We start from the raw sequence: 15585 nt of genomic DNA, 5'->3' as shown, positions 1-15585 counted from the left end.
TACTTTGTTTAGTGAATACAACGAGCTAAATTTCACCAACTCTTTTTCCTACTAAATATCCCGCGCATATCGCAAAGTTTTATATTCATCTTGCCCCTTGTTATACCAACCTTTCTGTTCATGTTGCAAAACGAAACCTTTTGCCTCATAAAAGGGAATGCCCATTCTATTTCCCTTTTGAACAGATACCCATTGTTCTTTTACACCGTAGATTTCTTTTTGTTGTTTCGTAATAGCATGTAATAGTTTTGTGCCGATACCTTCGTTTTTCCTAGCTGGATCAAGGTATAAAACAAATATTTCCCCGATTCCTTCACCAGTCAATCCACCGCCACCTGCACCAATAACACGCTCATTATCTACTGCTACAAAGTAACCTCCCCATTGTCGATTCTCGTTTCAACTTCTGCTGAAACTCTAGCAACATTGTAAAAATCACTGATCACACTCTCAATATATTCCTTCGTATATAAATCCTTATAGGTCGCCCGATATCCATTTGAACACACCTTAATAATCCCATTAATATGGGTTGAATTAGCTTGAATGATTTGTATCATATTTATCCCCTATTCATGGAAAAATCAGAATTTTATTACTCTAATTTTACCATAGAAAGAAGTGATGGATGGCAAGACTTGTTATCCTCAACAAAAAACCTACTGTCTTTTTCAGACAATAGGTTTTTCCTTCTCTTATGATTCATAAATAACTTCCCCACACTTACGTAAATCATAGCCGTATAGCTGTTCGATTTCCTTTTTATAACTTTGGGAATTAACCGTTTCTTTCAACAATTGTACAAGTTCTTCATTTTCTTTAAGAATGATAAGGTCATACTGCTCAGATATTAATGGAATAAAGTCAACATTGACCATTTTTGTTACATTTTCAATACCTATACCAATATCCGCCTGACCACTCGCGACAGCTGAAGCCACAGAGTAATGGCTTGTTAACACATGGTCATACCCATTAAGCTTGCTCGCATTGAATCCATGAACTCTAAGTTGTTCATCCAATAACACTCTTGCGCCAGAGCCAACTTCCCTATTCATGATGGTAACATCCGCACGCCCTAGATCTGCCCATCCTTGAATATGCAGAGGGTTTCCTTTTTGTACGTAGATACCTGCCGTACGGTAAACAAGATTCAGTTGGATAAACGGTTGACTGACAAGAATTTTCTTCACATAAGACGTATTATATTCTCCTGTATCACCATCAAACAAATGACAACTAACGACATTACATTCTCCACGATACATCGAAAATAAACTATTCAAGCTACCACTATACATTCTTAATGGCGGTTGTCCTTTTTCATTTTCTATATGTTTAGCTAGTATATCTAAAACAATATCTTGTCCACTTATAATCACATGACCATCATCAACTGAATGAACTTTCTCTTTTACTTCTTTCACAGCTTTATTCTTGGTGATACCTGTTTTACTCTTGGATTTGTATCGCTCCAAGTCGATGGCATCAATTCTCATTTGCCTCCCTACACGATAAGCAGGGAGTTGATCCTTTTTAATAAGATCATATACTGTTAACTTTGAAACCTTTAATAATTGTGAAACTTCTTCTATTGTATAAGATGCATCGTTCGTCAAAAGTATCACCTCCAGGATATTTCAAAAAGGATTCGTTTTTTGTTTATGTTTTTATTATAATTAATACTAACTAATTATAACTAATCAAAAGGTGGGCAAAATGGCACAATTAATCTTTGAACATATTTCTAAATCTTATCATTCAGGTGAACCGGTCATAAAAGATTTCCACTTTGAAACAAAAGAACAAGAGTTTATAGTCTTTGTTGGACCATCTGGTTGCGGAAAATCAACGATCCTAAAAATGATAGCCGGCTTAGAAAACATCACTTCCGGAAGATTAATAATTGATGGGAGAGAAATGAATAACGTCCCTACTAGAGAACGTAATCTATCAATGGTCTTTCAAAATTATGCGTTATATCCTCATATGACAGTATATCAAAATATCGCTTTCGGTTTAAAGATGAGGAAAGAAAAGAAAACTGATATTAAGAAAAAAGTGTTGAAAACCGCAGAGATTACTGGCTTAACAACTTTGTTAACAAGAAAACCGAAAGATCTATCGGGCGGACAAAGGCAGCGTGTAGCCCTTGCTAGGGCAATCGTTTGCGATAATCCCGTTTTTCTAATGGATGAACCACTCTCTAACCTTGATGCCAAGCTGCGTACACAAATGCGCAGAGAAATTACCCTTTTGCATAAAAGGCTAGCAACTACGACAATTTATGTCACTCATGATCAAACAGAGGCAATGACAATGGCTGATCGTATTATCGTATTAAAAGATGGAAGTATTCAACAAGTGGGTACACCACATGAAATTTATGAAACACCAGCAAATCTCTTTGTCGCCAGCTTTATTGGATCACCAGCTATCAATGTTTTAGAAGGAAAGGTCGAATCCAATGTCATTACAATTGACGGAATTCCGACTCATTTTTCACGTGAAAATTTAAAAAATACTAATGAGGCACTAATCGGTATTCGTCCGGAGCATTTAATCATTGATAAATATAATCCACTCTTGATTGCCACCGTTGAAGACTTAGAAACTCTTGGTGCAGATACAATTATTTATGCTAAATACAACCGCATTCATTTAACGATAAAAGCACCTGGATTGTTATCCTTCACTAAAGGTGACCGATTACCTTTGTCACTCGCTGGTAAGCATCTTCTCCTATTTGATAAAGAGTCAAAAAAAATAATCCTTTAGTATAAAAAAGTATTTTCTTTTATAATTAGTTATAATAAGATATAAAAAGATATAATTAATTAGAAGAAAGATGGAGATGATTCAACTTGTTAAAACATTTAAAGCTGATCTGTTTATTACTCTTAGTTACTTTATTTACCGTAGCATGTTCTTCAAATGAAGGAGAAACTGCCCTAAAAGAAACGAATAATAAAGAAAAAGAACCCGTAGAATTAACTATTTCTGCTGCTGCTAGTTTGCAAGATGCCATGTCAGAAATAGATGAAATGTATGCAGAACAACACCCTGAGACAAAACTCACATTCAATTTCGGTGGATCAGGTTCTCTCCAACAGCAAATATCCCAGGGGGCACCAGTTGACCTCTTCTTCTCAGCTGCAGAAGATAAATTCGATATTTTAGTAGAAGAAGGAAGTATTGCAAAAGAAGATGGTGTTGACCTATTAGGAAATAGCTTAGTGTTAATCACGCCAGCCGATGAAAAAAATCTAACAGGTTTTACAGATTTAACAAAAAAGGAAGTTGAACAAATTTCACTTGGCACACCTGAATCTGTCCCTGCTGGCGCTTACGGTGTCGAATCACTTAAAAATATGGGCTTATGGAACGAGCTAGAAGCTAAAACCGTTTACGCAAAAGATGTAAGACAAGTTCTTTCTTATGTAGAGACTGGCAACGTAAATGCAGGCATTGTTTATAAAACAGATGCACTCGTTTCTGATAAAGTTGAAATTATTGATACAGCAGATGCTGATACACATACACCTATTATTTACCCTGTTGGTATAGTAAAAGACACGAAAAATTACGATGCAGCGAAAGAATTCTATACCTTCTTACAATCTGATGAAGCATTAAAGGTCTTTGAGGAATATGGATTCACTGCTCAATAATATTACTAGTTCAACCTTTCTAAGTCCCATATGGATTTCATTAAAAATTGCCCTTCTCGCTGGAATAATCGTCGTTATAATTGGAACAATTGCTGGCTATTTTCTAGCAAGAAGGTCTTTTAAAGGCAAAGCAGTCGTCGAAACGATTTTAATGTTGCCAATGGTACTACCACCGACAGTCGTTGGCTTCTTATTAATTGTCATCTTTGGTAAAAATAGTTGGGCTGGTCAAGCTATAACTTGGCTATTCGACAGACCCATTATTTTCACTTGGTGGGCTGCAGTCCTTGCCGCCATCGTTGTCTCTTTCCCTTTAATGTATCAATCAGCTAAATCTGGCTTTCTCAGTATTGATCGTGATATCGAGGATGCAGCACGTGTGGATGGTGCAAGTGATTGGAAAGTATTTTGGCTAATATCTGTTCCATTAGCTTCTAAGGCGCTCATTTCTGGGGCTATTTTAAGCTTTGCCAGAGCACTAGGAGAATTTGGCGCAACATTGATGTTTGCAGGTAATATTCCTGGTGAAACACAAACGATTCCTATTGCTATCTATCTAGCCATCGATTCCGGACAAATGACCATGGCTTGGCTTTGGGTAGGGGCTATGATTATTATTTCATTTATCATCCTTTTAACGATTAGAGTAAAGGAATAAAAAATCGTAGAGATATCCACAAACTCTGCGATTTTTTTTGTTAAATCCATTGGCCTATTTATCTTATAATGAAAAAGTAGGAAGTTTCTCTTGCAGAAAAGGGAAAAAAGCGTTATCCTTTAATGAGAATGATAATCAATTGCGGAATTTAGGAGGGATCAAGATGGAACAGCATGAGTTATTTGATGTGACGGTTATTGGTGGAGGTCCAGCAGGCTTGTATTCTACTTTTTATAGTGGGTTACGTTCCATGAAGACCAAGATTATTGAATTTCAACCACAGCTTGGCGGAAAAATCCATGTGTACCCAGAGAAGATGATTTGGGACGTAGGTGGCCTAGCTCCTGTACCTGGTGAGAAACTAATCGAACAACTCGTTACTCAAGGCTTAACATTTGATCCCACTGTTGTATTAAATGAAAAAATTGTAAAAATCGACCAAGATGACAACCGTATTTTTCATCTACATACCGCATCAGGTCAAATACATTATTCCAAAGCGGTCATTGTCGCTGTAGGTGGGGGTATTTTAAAACCACAGAAGCTTCAAATTGAAGGCGCGGAAAAATATGAGGTATCAAATCTTCACTATACAGTTAAATCCATTCAAAGCTTCCGTGATAAAACGGTTGTGATATCAGGCGGAGGAAACTCAGCTGTCGATTGGGCAAATGAACTTGTTCCTTATGCAAAAAAAGTTTATTTGACTTACCGTAAAGGTGAACTCAGTGGACATGAGGCACAAGTAGAACAACTTAAAAATAGCTCAGCTGAAGTCATTTTCCACTCTTCTATTACTAAGCTTGTTGCTGGTGATGGACAGGATCGTATTGAGCATGTGGAGTTAACTAATCATGAGTCGGATGAGGTATCAAACCTTGCGATAGATGATGTAATTATCAACCATGGATACGAAAGAGACTCAGCACTCCTCAATAATTGTGATATGCAAATTGACATGATTGATGATTTTTATATTGCTGGTAGTAGCAGAAGTGAATCATCTATCCCTGGGTTATATGCTGCAGGAGATATTCTGAAGCATGATGGTAAAGTTCATCTCATTGCCGGCGCCTTCCAAGACGCTGCCAATGCTGTTAACCATGCGAAGACATACATCGATCCAGAAGCCAATGGATTCGGAATGGTTTCTTCACATAACGAATTGTTTAGTGAGCGGAATAAAGAATTAAAGAAGAAAATCTATAAATAATTTCACGTTATAAATAGATCCTATATGGAGAAAGTGTAAAATATTTGCTTGCAGTAATGGTCAAAAGTATGGATACTTTTGACCATTTTTCTATATAGGCATGGCAGTTAGACAAATTGATTTAAGTACTACATTCTTTTATCTTAGTTCACATCCCCAAGATAGACAGGTGAATGATTATCGAGTATGTATTTTGTTAGCTCTTGCGGATAGATCCGAATTGTCTCAAGGCTTTTTATTGGTATCCACTCTATCCCCACTTGGTGATCATCTGCCAGAATAGCATCATTCTGATCTACCAGATGACAGGTGAAGAAGAATTCAACTTGATGTACATTCTTATGTTGCGATGAAAACTCATGATTTCTTCCTATGTATTCACGAATATAACGAAGGTTTCCTACTTTTATAATTGCTCCAGTTTCTTCTAAACACTCTCTTTTCACTGTTTCTTCAAGGGTTTCCCCGTGATTTTGCCCTCCTCCAGGAAAAACATAAAAAATGCCTAATTCATCAATACATTTAAGCGGTCACCTTCTATCGTGATTGCTCTACTCGCATTTCTTATTTCCATCTATTCCCCACCTTTTTTCCTATTATCACAGTGTAAATGCACAATAATACTGAAAACATTCATTTTATATGGTACTATATAACCAGTTAATTATACCCATAAAATACAAGGAGCCTCTATGTCTAAACAATTAGGATTAAACTTAAAAGTAGAAAGATTAAAGAAGCATATGACGCAAAAGGAATTAAGTGAGCACATCGGCATTAGTGCACGTACGATTTCACGGTATGAATTGAATCAGGCAAATCCAAAGGAAAAAACATTAATTAAGTTTGCAGAATTTTTCGGTAAAACAATAGAACAACTGAAATAATATTCTCCTATTCAAGCAAAAAGGAGGCTTTACGCCTCCCCCTACTCTTTCACTTTCATTAAGCGCATACTATTTAAGGCTACAATTAAAGTAGCACCAATATCTGCTACAATTGCAATCCATAAAGTTAACCAACTTGGGACAACAAGTAGTAGAGCAATGAGTTTAATCGTAAGTGAGAAGGTAATATTTCCTTTTATAATTCTCATGGTTTTTCTACTTAACTTAATCGCAAATGGGAGCTTTGATAAATCGTCACCCATGAGAGCAATATCCGCCGTTTCTAAGGCAGCATCCGTACCTGCTCCTCCCATCGCAATTCCCACTTGTGCAGAAGCAAGAGCAGGGGCATCATTTACGCCATCACCGACCATTGCCACATGTCCTGACTCTTTTTGTAGCCTTTTTACCAGTGCCAATTTTTCTTCCGGTAATAATTCTGCATACACTTTCGATACCCCAGCTAATTCCCCGATTCTACTGGCTGCCTTATGATGGTCGCCGGTTAACATCACCGTTTGTTTCATCCCTAATTGGTGTAACTTTTCTACTACTGCTTTGCTTATTTGACGGATTTCATCAGCAATGGCCATTGTCACGATTATCCTTTTTGCTGTTCCAAAAACAACGACTGTTTTTCCTTCGCTTTGTTGTCTTCCAATCATTTCACCTATAGTCTCGGGCATTACTTGTAATTGTGTAAAAAGTTGTGGGTTTCCAATATAATATTTTTCTCCATTTATCTTTGCCTGGACCCCTTTACCTGTTAATGAAGCAAAGTCTGTAACTTCGATGTCTTTATCTTTTAACCCTTTTTCATCTGCTAAATGAATAACAGCAGAAGCTAATGGATGTTGGGAAAGTTTTTCAATACTAGCAATCATTCGTAGCCATTCATCACTTTCTTTCTCATCATCATGGACATTAAAATCAGTAACTACCGGTTCTCCTCTTGTTAACGTCCCTGTTTTATCAAAAGCTACTGTTTGTATATGCGACAACTCTTCTAAATAGATACCACCTTTAATGAGAACGCCGTGTCTAGCTGCATTACCGATTGCTGAAACGAGTGCAATTGGTGTCGAAATGACAAGGGCACAAGGACAACCTACAACCAAAACAGCTAATGCTTGGTAAACCCAAGATTCCCAGCTCCCATCTAAAAATAATGGCGGGATAATGGCAATGAGAACAGCTATTAACATAATAACTGGTGTGTAGTATCTCGCAAAACGATCGATGAAAGCTTGTGCAGGTGCTTTTTCACCCTGTGCTTCCTCTACTAAATGAATGATTTTGGCAATTGTCGTATCACCGACCAATTTCGTAATTTTCACTTCTAAATAACCGTCTTGATTCAATGTACCTGCAAATACCTCATTATCTATACCCTTTTCAACTGGAATGGACTCACCAGTAATCGATGCCTGATTGATGGATGATATACCTTTAACAATTATGCCATCCATGGCAATTTTTTGTCCTGGTTTTACTAACATAATATCGCCAACTAGAATTTCTTCAACAGACACAACCTGCTCTATACCGCTCCTTCTGATTATTGCCTTCTTCGGAGCAATTCTCATGAGCGAGCGAATAGACTGTCTGGCTTTTTCCATAGAATAACGCTCAAGTTCTTCACTTATAGCAAACAAAATGACAACAACAGCTACTTCTCCCCACTCGCCAATGATCGCCCCGCCAATGACGGCTACAGTCATTAATGTTTTCATATCAAAATCTAGCTTTATTAGATTCTTTACCCCTATTTTTAATAAATCTAAGCCACCAATAATTATTGAGAAGAGAAACATTGAAACCGTGAGATAATGGCTCTCTCCAAACCCAATCCAAGATAGATAGCCAAACAGAACAAACAAACTAGCAATAAGCACACGACTGTATTTTTTTATAAAAGAGGTGGGCTCCTTTTCATTTAATCCGACATGGGCATTCTCTTCGGCTACCTTTAGATTTTCAAAAGCGCCTGCTTGTTCTAACTCTGCAATCGATACCTCCCCCTGTACAGAGAGTTTACTTGCACCAAAATTCACATGGGCATCTTGTACACCAGACAAATTCTTTACATTTCTTTCAAACTTAGCAGCACAATTCGCACAGGAAAACCCTTCCACACGATAAGTCTTTTCATTTATTTTTTGTTCAGGAATGACTTTAAGTTTTTCAAACGCACCCGCTTTTTCAATGTCGCTAAGAGAGGCATTTCCTACAATTGAAAGTTTAGAAGCACCAAAATTCACATGGGCTTCTTTCACTCCAGGTATGTTCTGTACGTTTTTCTCAAATTTCCCCGCACAATGAGCGCATGAAAATCCTTCAATCCGATAGTTCTGTTTAGCTTCACCTTCACTCATTGATTTGGCCGCCCTTCTTGATGATGGATATAGGCAATCTGAATTAGTTGTTTGACATGGTGATCATCTAAAGAATAATAAACAAGCTTTCCTTCTTTACGAAATTTCGCTAACCCAATATTTTTTAATAATCTTAAATGATGGGAGGCTGTTGCCATTGAACAATCAATGATTGTTGCAACATCACATACACAAAGTTCTTCTTCTATTGTGAGAGCATAAGCAATTTTTATACGTGTAGCATCAGATAAAGCTTTAAAGATTAGCTCAAGGCCTGTTATATCGCTCATTTCTTGTTTGACTCGACTAACCTTCTCTTCATCATTACAAATAACTTCACAAACCTCAGCATCTAGCTTAATCTTGGAAACCAAAATAAAAGCACCTCATTCAAACGAATATTTGATTATAACTTCAGTCTATGTAATGGAAGTGGTTATTGTCAAAGAAAAATGAAGAATATTTGAAAAATAATACTCCATACTAATTACCAAAAATAGGTTTAACCGCTAGAGAAAAGAGGAATACAGATAAAAATATTTAATTATACAATAGACACACATTTGTGAGGAAAACACTTCAGATATAAACGATGGGAGGGAAGAGAAAAATGGCTTATGTAATTACATCTCCTTGTATTGATGAACAGGCCGCTGATTGCCTTGACTCATGCCCAGTCGATTGCATTGAAAAAGGGGAAGATCAATATTTGATTGATCCTTCAATTTGTATTGATTGCGGAGCATGTGAAGCTGTTTGTCCAGTAGATGCTATCTTCTATGAAGAAGATGTACCTGAAGAGGAAGAGTCTTTTATTGCGAAGGCAAAAGCCTATTTTGATGCTTAATGAAATGAGAACGGAGTGTACAAACAATGGCACTCCGTTCTCATTTTTGTATTTAGACTATAGCTGGTGATAATCCGTTTGTTTCGGTAAAACAGGTTTCTTTTTTTGCGAAGCACTTGACTTTTTTTTATTCGTTTCCTAAAAATGGGAATTTCCTTAGTTTCTTAGTGGACCTGGTCTAATTAGTTTCAAATCGGGACAGCCTGCTAACTCTTTACTTATTCTGTCTCGTTTAACATTGGTTCGAAGGAAACTTCTTTTATTCTTGCTCCCCTTCTGAATCGTTTAAGGCAGCACAGTAACACCCTCTACCTATTAGATAGAGGGTGTTACACTTTATTTCAGATTTCTCTTTAGAAACGCTTTTGTTCTCTCATGTTGAGGTGAAGTAAATAATTGATCTGGCTTACCTTCTTCAACGACTTCACCTTGATCCATAAATATGGTTTTTGTTGAGACTTCTTTGGCGAAGCCCATTTCATGGGTAACGACGATCATCGTCATTTTTTCTTTCGCTAAATCTTTCATTACTTGTAATACTTCAACGGTTAGCTCAGGGTCCAATGCTGAGGTTGGTTCATCGAACAACAGAATTTCTGGTTCCATCATTAAAGCTCTTGCAATGGCCACCCGTTGCTTTTGCCCACCGGATAAATTACCAGGAAAGGCATCCATCCATTCGCTTAATCCTACCTTAGCTAATAAAGTCTCGCTTCGTTGTCTGATTTCCGCTTTTGTCCCCATTTTAGCCATTTTCGGTGCGATTTCTAAGTTCTCTCGGACGGTTAAATGTGGGAATAAATTAAAATGTTGAAAGACCATACCCATTTTCGCAATCATATTTTTCACATTTTGAGGTTTAGCATACTTTCCATTTTCGACTAATGCCTCCCCATCAATCATGATTGAACCGCTATTGATTTCTTCTAATTTAATCATACTGCGAAGTAGCGTACTTTTTCCTGAACCTGAAGGACCGATAATTGACACAACTTCATTTTTCTTAATATTAAGGTTGATTCCTTTTAATACTTCTGTTTTACCGAATGACTTTTTTAAATCAACCACAGAAATAACTGTCATACTAAGCGCTCCTTCCTATGCGTCTAAATCTTCTTTCAATCCATTTAAAAATAAACGAGAGTACAAGTGTCATCAATAGATAAATGATGCCCGCTAAGAAGAATGGCATGATAGTAAAATCACGATTGACTGCCGTTTGAGCAAAGTGTAAAAGTTCCGGAACAGCGACTGCATATAATAACGCTGTATCCTTTACTAACGTAATTGATTCATTCGCAATCGCTGGTAATGCTACTCGGATCATTTGAGGAATGATGATACGTGTCATTGTTTGCCAACGATTTAACCCTAGTACATGCGCAGCTTCATATTGACCCTTATCTACTGAAATTAGGCCCCCGCGAAATATCTCAGCAAAATAAGCGGCATAATTCAAGATGAACCCTAAAGATGCGGCAACAAACCGATCAAGGACTAAATATTCACCTACGACTGGAAGCATTGGTAACCCGAAACAAATAAATAATAATTGTAGTAGTAATGGTGTTCCCCGCATCACATAAATATACGTATGGGCAAACCAAGATAAAGGCTTTATCTTACTACGAGCTGCTAGTGTTAATAAAAATCCAAGTGGAATTGAGGCAATAATGGCAATGATAAAGAGTAACACTGTAATTTGCGCGCCTTCTAGCATAGGCTTAAGTAACGTCATAATATAATCAAGTGACATCGTTCATCCTCCAAAAACAAAACAGGGTTTCCTCCAATTAGGAAAACCTGCTGTTATTCATTTACTTCAATAATAAATCTTCACCAAACCATTTCTCGGAAATATCTGCCGCTGTACCATCAGCAATCAATTCATCTAATGCTGTTTGTAAATCTGCTAGCAATTCATCGTTTCCTTTTTTTACACCAATACCATACTCTTCTGGCGCCAGTGATTCCTCAAGAACTTTAAAGTTTTCATTTTCTTTTGTCATATAATAATCAATGACGATTTCATCAATGACTACTGCTTCGACGCGACCATTTCTCAAGTCCGCTAATGCTAACACATTATCAGAGAACTCTGTAACCTCTTTTACTTTTTCACTAATTTCATTTCCACTTAAGGCATCAGCAGCCGATGATAATGATTGTAAACCTACTACTTTTCCTTCTAAATCATTAATCGTTTGAATATTAGAATCTGCCTGTGTCACAACCACTTGTGCATTACTTAAATATGGCTTAGTAAATAAGACCTTCTCTTTTCTTTCATCTGTAATCGTATAACCATTCCATATGAGGTCGATACGACCACTACTTAATTCAGACTCCTTTGTTTTCCAATCAATCGGTTGAAAGACAGGGGTTGCACCCATTTTTTCTACTGCCGCTTTTGCTAAATCAATGTCAAAACCGACAATCTCATTATTTTCATCTCTGAACCCCATTGGTGCAAACTTATCATCTATTCCGATAACGATTTCCTTTCCTTCTTCTGAACCGTTTTCCTCACTAGATGTTGTTGAGCCGCAAGCAGCTAAAAACCCGAATACTAAAAGTGATAAAACAAAAAGCGTCAATTTTTTTCCCATGATTAAGCCCCCAATTTATAATAAATACTTTAGTATGCTAATATATTAGAGTGATAAAATAAATCTATCATATGAGTCAAATCTATGTCAATCATTATTTTAATATATGTAAATCAAGTGTATATTCTGATATTTTATAGTTACTTTAATGTAACTATGTGTAACGAAAGTGCGTTCTTCACATTTGTTGTTTAACCATTTACGATAAGAATAGATGACAAAGAAGGAGTGATATGGAATGGGTAAAAAAATTGCCGCACTTGTAACAGATATGGTGGAAGAAATTGAATTCACTGATCCCGCTGAGAAAATGAGAGAAGCTGGCCACACGGTTTCCATTGTAAATGCTGAAGCAGGAAAAGAAATCAGAGGAAAAAATGGTCAAAATTTCACTGTGGATAAAGGGCTTGATGAAGTTAGTCCAGAAGACTTTGACGCTTTGCTTATTCCTGGAGGTTTTTCTCCGGATTTATTAAGAATTAATCCTGACCACGCCAGTTTTGCCAAACATTTTATCGCAGAAGGCAAACCGGTATTCGCTATTTGCCATGGACCTCAATTTTTAATTGATACAGATTTATTAGAAGGAAAAAGGGTGACGAGCTTCATTTCTGTACGTAAAGACTTAATTAATGCTGGGGCTCAATTTGTCGATGAAGAAGTAGTTGTTGATCAGCAACTTGTAACAAGTCGTACACCAGATGACTTACCCGCTTTTAATCGTGAAGCATTAAAATTATTAAATAACTAATAAGGCCAAAGCATAACTAACATTAAAAACCAGCTTAGGATTACTTCTCCTCAAAGCTGGTTTTTAATATGCCTTCTTCTTGTAGCTGTTGGATGCGGTTCGTACCCCATTCATACATCATTTCAATAATAGGTAATAGCGAATAACCTAATTCCGTCATAGAATACTCCACTTTCGGCGGCATCTCTGGATACACTTTTCTACTGATTATCCCATCTTCTACTAACTCTTTTAATTGATTAGATAGCGTTTTATGCGATACACCATCAAAAAGCTTTTGTAGGCCATTAAAACGGTAAGGACCTTCTATACCTAAATGCCAAAGGATAACAACTTTGTACTTGCCACTTATCACTGATAAAGTGAACTCCTTCGCACAGTGGTAATAACCACTTTCTAGCTTTTCTTTTATATCTTCCCGAAGAGACTCACACATGCTTATCCACCTCCCTCGCACCTATCCATCCTTTAAGAGTTTATTTTAACATATCAAACCCCGTGTATATCTAATGGTTTCTATCACATCATCTACAGATTCTAAGTAATGTAATTTCACTTATTATAGCTACTGATATTGCTGAAATTTGCCAACTAATTTTTATTGCTTTTACTTAAACCCTCTGATAAGATAACTTACGAACGTTCGTTAATCAGGGGTGAGTGAAATGAAAAGTGATGATATAAAGGAAGCAGCTTTGAAATATTTTACGATTCATGGATATGAAGGTGCTTCCCTTTCCCAAATAGCAGAAGAAGTGGGCATGAAGAAACAGTCATTATATGCGCATTTTCGCGGTAAAGATGATTTATTTCTTCAAGTGTTACATGATGCCAAAGAAACTGAACTACTAAGCAAATTACAATATTTTAGCAACATACGAAGCTCGCAACCAGAAAAAGATTTATATGGATTTTTACAACTAATTGTAGATCTCTTTCAACAAAATGAGCAATTGAAGTTCTGGCTAAGAATGTCATTCTTCCCACCAGCTCATCTACAAAAAGAGGTTGACCTTGAAGTCATGGATATAGAAGAAAAAACGCAAGCCTTATTACAGGAAAAATTTCAGAAGTGGATAAATGAAGGGCTATTGCATGTAGAACATCCACGCATACCTACACTCGCATTCTTTGGTGTTGTCGATAGCATCATGCTTGAGCTTGTCTATATGAGTGATACAAAACGATTACAAGAAAAACTAGAAGCCTCATGGAAAGTATTCTGGAGAGGCATCTCGATACGTTGAGAAAAAAAGAGGTGTTTCAAATGGAACAAAAACCGTTAAAAGAACAAAAAGCTGTCTTACTCATTTTATTAAGTAATATTTTCATTGCCTTTTTAGGCATCGGACTAATTATTCCGGTCATGCCTTCTTTTATGAATATTATGCATTTATCTGGAAGTACAATGGGCTATTTAGTCGCTGTCTTCGCTTTCGCTCAATTGATTACTTCCCCATTTGCAGGTAGATTCGTTGACCGATTTGGCCGAAAAAGAATCATTACCATCGGGTTATTTCTATTCGCTATCAGTGAATTGGTTTTTGGATTAGGTACTCATATTTCTGCTTTATATCTATCAAGAATTTTAGGCGGAATCAGTGCAGCTTTCATTATGCCTGGGGTAACAGCCTATGTAGCCGACATCACTACATTAAAAGAGAGACCAAAGGCAATGGGTTACGTGTCAGCAGCTATTAGCACTGGATTCATCATAGGCCCAGGAATCGGTGGCTTTATCGCCGAGTATGGTATTCGTCTGCCTTTCTTCTTTGCAGCGGGTATTGCCTTCTTTGCCTGTATTTTATCTATCTTTATATTAAAAGAACCACTAACAAAAGAGCAGATGAAAGAGCTTTCTGAAAATGCAACGAAAAGCAGTTTTATCGCAGATTTTAAACGCTCGTTTAATCCGTTATACTTTATTGCGTTTATCATCGTCTTTATCCTAGCGTTCGGTCTATCTGCCTATGAGACAGTATTTAGCTTATTCTCAGACCATAAATTTGGCTTTACACCGCAAGATATTGCGATCATTATAACCATCAGCTCGATATTCGGCGTCATCGTCCAAATTTTCTTATTCGGAAAGATGGTCGAGAAACTCGGAGAGAAAAAAGTGATCCAGGCCTGTTTAATCATGGGTGTTGTCTTAGCATTTGCCTCAACAGTCATATCTGGATTTTGGATGGTGTTATTAGTTACGGCCTTCATCTTCTTAGCATTTGATTTACTACGTCCGGCACTTACCACTTTCCTTTCCCGATCAGCTGGGAAAGAACAAGGCTTTGTCGCTGGAATGAACTCAACTTACACAAGTCTCGGTAACATTGCCGGACCAGCAGTTGCAGGCATTCTATTCGATGTAAATATCCATTATCCTTACCTATTTGCAGGTGTCGTCATGCTTCTAGGCTTAGGGATAACATATATATGGCGTGAGAAGGAGTTTGTTGAAAGCACGGCAGAATAATTGAAAGAGTCATTATGTGTCACCGTTAAGGAACACATATGACTCTTTTTTCTATATAACAAAAAAGGGCGAATTCCTTATTTCTTTCTTCACCTTGGATG

Annotated in this window: 19 protein-coding genes; 9 read left to right on the top strand and 10 right to left on the bottom strand. The window is 37.1% G+C overall.

Annotation, left to right across the window (positions count from 1 at the left end; genetic code table 11):
- Window positions 1-51: 51 nt before the first annotated feature.
- The 3 genes from U9M49_RS20615 to U9M49_RS20605 all read right to left on the bottom strand — a co-directional run bounded on the left by U9M49_RS20615 (window position 52) and on the right by U9M49_RS20605 (window position 1619).
- Complete coding sequence (locus tag U9M49_RS20615) at window positions 52-345, bottom strand: GNAT family N-acetyltransferase (protein ID WP_322910486.1); 294 nt, start codon at window positions 343-345, stop codon at window positions 52-54.
- Between the two features lie 20 nt (window positions 346-365).
- Complete coding sequence (locus U9M49_RS20610) at window positions 366-560, bottom strand: hypothetical protein (protein WP_322910471.1); 195 nt, start codon at window positions 558-560, stop codon at window positions 366-368.
- Window positions 561-695: 135 nt separating this feature from the next.
- Window positions 696-1619, bottom strand: coding sequence for a helix-turn-helix transcriptional regulator (locus tag U9M49_RS20605; RefSeq protein ID WP_095371948.1), 924 nt, complete (start codon window positions 1617-1619; stop codon window positions 696-698).
- Between the two features lie 100 nt (window positions 1620-1719).
- On the opposite strand from U9M49_RS20605, the gene U9M49_RS20600 reads away from it, so the two are divergent.
- The 4 genes from U9M49_RS20600 to U9M49_RS20585 all read left to right on the top strand — a co-directional run bounded on the left by U9M49_RS20600 (window position 1720) and on the right by U9M49_RS20585 (window position 5542).
- The gene (locus U9M49_RS20600; RefSeq protein WP_095371947.1) at window positions 1720-2778 is read left to right on the top strand and encodes an ABC transporter ATP-binding protein; all 1059 of its coding nucleotides are present in this window, start codon (window positions 1720-1722) and stop codon (window positions 2776-2778) included.
- An 86-nt stretch (window positions 2779-2864) separates the two neighbouring features.
- A complete protein-coding gene (gene modA / locus U9M49_RS20595; protein WP_095371946.1) occupies window positions 2865-3671 on the top strand; it encodes a molybdate ABC transporter substrate-binding protein in 807 nt (268 codons plus the stop codon).
- Window positions 3652-4329, top strand: a complete 678-nt coding sequence (gene modB / locus U9M49_RS20590) for a molybdate ABC transporter permease subunit (RefSeq protein ID WP_095371945.1) — start codon at window positions 3652-3654, stop codon at window positions 4327-4329. The genes modA and modB overlap by 20 nt, the downstream gene beginning before the upstream one ends.
- Window positions 4330-4492: 163 nt before the next feature.
- Window positions 4493-5542 (top strand): NAD(P)/FAD-dependent oxidoreductase, encoded by a 1050-nt coding sequence (locus tag U9M49_RS20585; protein ID WP_322910470.1) that lies wholly within the window; start codon window positions 4493-4495, stop codon window positions 5540-5542.
- Between the two features lie 143 nt (window positions 5543-5685).
- On the opposite strand, the gene U9M49_RS20580 is transcribed toward U9M49_RS20585, so the two are convergent.
- Window positions 5686-5988, bottom strand: coding sequence for an NUDIX domain-containing protein (locus tag U9M49_RS20580; RefSeq protein ID WP_322910469.1), 303 nt, complete (start codon window positions 5986-5988; stop codon window positions 5686-5688).
- A 246-nt stretch (window positions 5989-6234) separates the two neighbouring features.
- On the opposite strand from U9M49_RS20580, the gene U9M49_RS20575 reads away from it, so the two are divergent.
- Window positions 6235-6429, top strand: coding sequence for a helix-turn-helix transcriptional regulator (locus U9M49_RS20575; RefSeq protein WP_307317744.1), 195 nt, complete (start codon window positions 6235-6237; stop codon window positions 6427-6429).
- Window positions 6430-6470: 41 nt separating this feature from the next.
- On the opposite strand, the gene U9M49_RS20570 is transcribed toward U9M49_RS20575, so the two are convergent.
- On the bottom strand, window positions 6471-8804 hold the full coding sequence (locus U9M49_RS20570) for a heavy metal translocating P-type ATPase (protein WP_322910468.1): 2334 nt from the start codon (window positions 8802-8804) through the stop codon (window positions 6471-6473).
- Complete coding sequence (locus tag U9M49_RS20565) at window positions 8801-9178, bottom strand: ArsR/SmtB family transcription factor (RefSeq protein WP_370873380.1); 378 nt, start codon at window positions 9176-9178, stop codon at window positions 8801-8803. Before U9M49_RS20565 ends, U9M49_RS20570 begins: the two co-directional genes overlap by 4 nt.
- 236 nt (window positions 9179-9414) lie before the next feature.
- Here U9M49_RS20565 and U9M49_RS20560 point away from each other — a divergent pair, with 236 nt between their 5' ends.
- On the top strand, window positions 9415-9651 hold the full coding sequence (locus tag U9M49_RS20560) for an indolepyruvate ferredoxin oxidoreductase subunit alpha (RefSeq protein WP_095371940.1): 237 nt from the start codon (window positions 9415-9417) through the stop codon (window positions 9649-9651).
- 336 nt (window positions 9652-9987) lie between these two features.
- Here U9M49_RS20560 and U9M49_RS20555 read toward each other — a convergent pair whose 3' ends face one another.
- The 3 genes from U9M49_RS20555 to U9M49_RS20545 form a co-directional block, all read right to left on the bottom strand.
- Entirely contained in the window at window positions 9988-10734 is a 747-nt protein-coding gene (locus U9M49_RS20555; RefSeq protein ID WP_322910467.1) for an amino acid ABC transporter ATP-binding protein, read from the bottom strand.
- A 1-nt stretch (window position 10735) separates the two neighbouring features.
- Window positions 10736-11407: an amino acid ABC transporter permease gene (locus U9M49_RS20550; RefSeq protein ID WP_322910466.1), complete on the bottom strand. Its 672-nt coding sequence runs from the start codon at window positions 11405-11407 to the stop codon at window positions 10736-10738.
- A 61-nt stretch (window positions 11408-11468) separates the two neighbouring features.
- Window positions 11469-12260, bottom strand: a complete 792-nt coding sequence (locus tag U9M49_RS20545) for an amino acid ABC transporter substrate-binding protein (RefSeq protein WP_322910465.1) — start codon at window positions 12258-12260, stop codon at window positions 11469-11471.
- Between the two features lie 238 nt (window positions 12261-12498).
- Between U9M49_RS20545 and U9M49_RS20540 the strand changes: the two genes are divergently transcribed.
- Complete coding sequence (locus U9M49_RS20540) at window positions 12499-13011, top strand: type 1 glutamine amidotransferase domain-containing protein (RefSeq protein ID WP_095371936.1); 513 nt, start codon at window positions 12499-12501, stop codon at window positions 13009-13011.
- A gap of 40 nt (window positions 13012-13051) precedes the next feature.
- Here the strand turns inward: U9M49_RS20540 and U9M49_RS20535 are convergent, their stop codons facing one another.
- Window positions 13052-13447 carry a winged helix-turn-helix transcriptional regulator gene (locus U9M49_RS20535; protein WP_095371935.1) on the bottom strand — a complete coding sequence of 132 codons (396 nt, stop codon included), beginning with the start codon at window positions 13445-13447 and terminating at the stop codon, window positions 13052-13054.
- 229 nt (window positions 13448-13676) lie between these two features.
- Here U9M49_RS20535 and U9M49_RS20530 point away from each other — a divergent pair, with 229 nt between their 5' ends.
- A complete protein-coding gene (locus tag U9M49_RS20530; protein WP_322910464.1) occupies window positions 13677-14258 on the top strand; it encodes a TetR/AcrR family transcriptional regulator in 582 nt (193 codons plus the stop codon).
- Window positions 14259-14278: 20 nt separating this feature from the next.
- A complete protein-coding gene (locus U9M49_RS20525) occupies window positions 14279-15484 on the top strand; it encodes an MFS transporter (RefSeq protein ID WP_095371933.1) in 1206 nt (401 codons plus the stop codon).
- Window positions 15485-15585: the final 101 nt, after the last annotated feature.

This window comes from Cytobacillus sp. OWB-43 (assembly GCF_034651445.1).
Lineage (GTDB): Bacteria > Bacillota > Bacilli > Bacillales > Cytobacillaceae > Cytobacillus > Cytobacillus kochii.
Note: the sequence above shows the minus strand (reverse complement) of the source record. Positions and strands in the feature narration are given on the sequence as shown.

Bases quoted from the DNA above. Each gene is read 5' to 3' on its own strand.
- U9M49_RS20610 (WP_322910471.1), bottom strand. From the start codon at position 560: ATGATACAAATCATTCAAGCTAATTCAACCCATATTAATGGGATTATT.
- U9M49_RS20600 (WP_095371947.1), top strand. From the start codon at position 1,720: ATGGCACAATTAATCTTTGAACATATTTCTAAATCTTATCATTCAGGT.
- modB (WP_095371945.1), top strand. From the start codon at position 3,652: ATGGATTCACTGCTCAATAATATTACTAGTTCAACCTTTCTAAGTCCC.
- U9M49_RS20585 (WP_322910470.1), top strand. From the start codon at position 4,493: ATGGAACAGCATGAGTTATTTGATGTGACGGTTATTGGTGGAGGTCCA.
- U9M49_RS20575 (WP_307317744.1), top strand. From the start codon at position 6,235: ATGTCTAAACAATTAGGATTAAACTTAAAAGTAGAAAGATTAAAGAAG.
- U9M49_RS20570 (WP_322910468.1), bottom strand. From the start codon at position 8,804: ATGAGTGAAGGTGAAGCTAAACAGAACTATCGGATTGAAGGATTTTCA.
- U9M49_RS20560 (WP_095371940.1), top strand. From the start codon at position 9,415: ATGGCTTATGTAATTACATCTCCTTGTATTGATGAACAGGCCGCTGAT.
- U9M49_RS20555 (WP_322910467.1), bottom strand. From the start codon at position 10,734: ATGACAGTTATTTCTGTGGTTGATTTAAAAAAGTCATTCGGTAAAACA.
- U9M49_RS20550 (WP_322910466.1), bottom strand. From the start codon at position 11,407: ATGTCACTTGATTATATTATGACGTTACTTAAGCCTATGCTAGAAGGC.
- U9M49_RS20545 (WP_322910465.1), bottom strand. From the start codon at position 12,260: ATGGGAAAAAAATTGACGCTTTTTGTTTTATCACTTTTAGTATTCGGG.
- U9M49_RS20540 (WP_095371936.1), top strand. From the start codon at position 12,499: ATGGGTAAAAAAATTGCCGCACTTGTAACAGATATGGTGGAAGAAATT.
- U9M49_RS20535 (WP_095371935.1), bottom strand. From the start codon at position 13,447: ATGTGTGAGTCTCTTCGGGAAGATATAAAAGAAAAGCTAGAAAGTGGT.
- U9M49_RS20530 (WP_322910464.1), top strand. From the start codon at position 13,677: ATGAAAAGTGATGATATAAAGGAAGCAGCTTTGAAATATTTTACGATT.
- U9M49_RS20525 (WP_095371933.1), top strand. From the start codon at position 14,279: ATGGAACAAAAACCGTTAAAAGAACAAAAAGCTGTCTTACTCATTTTA.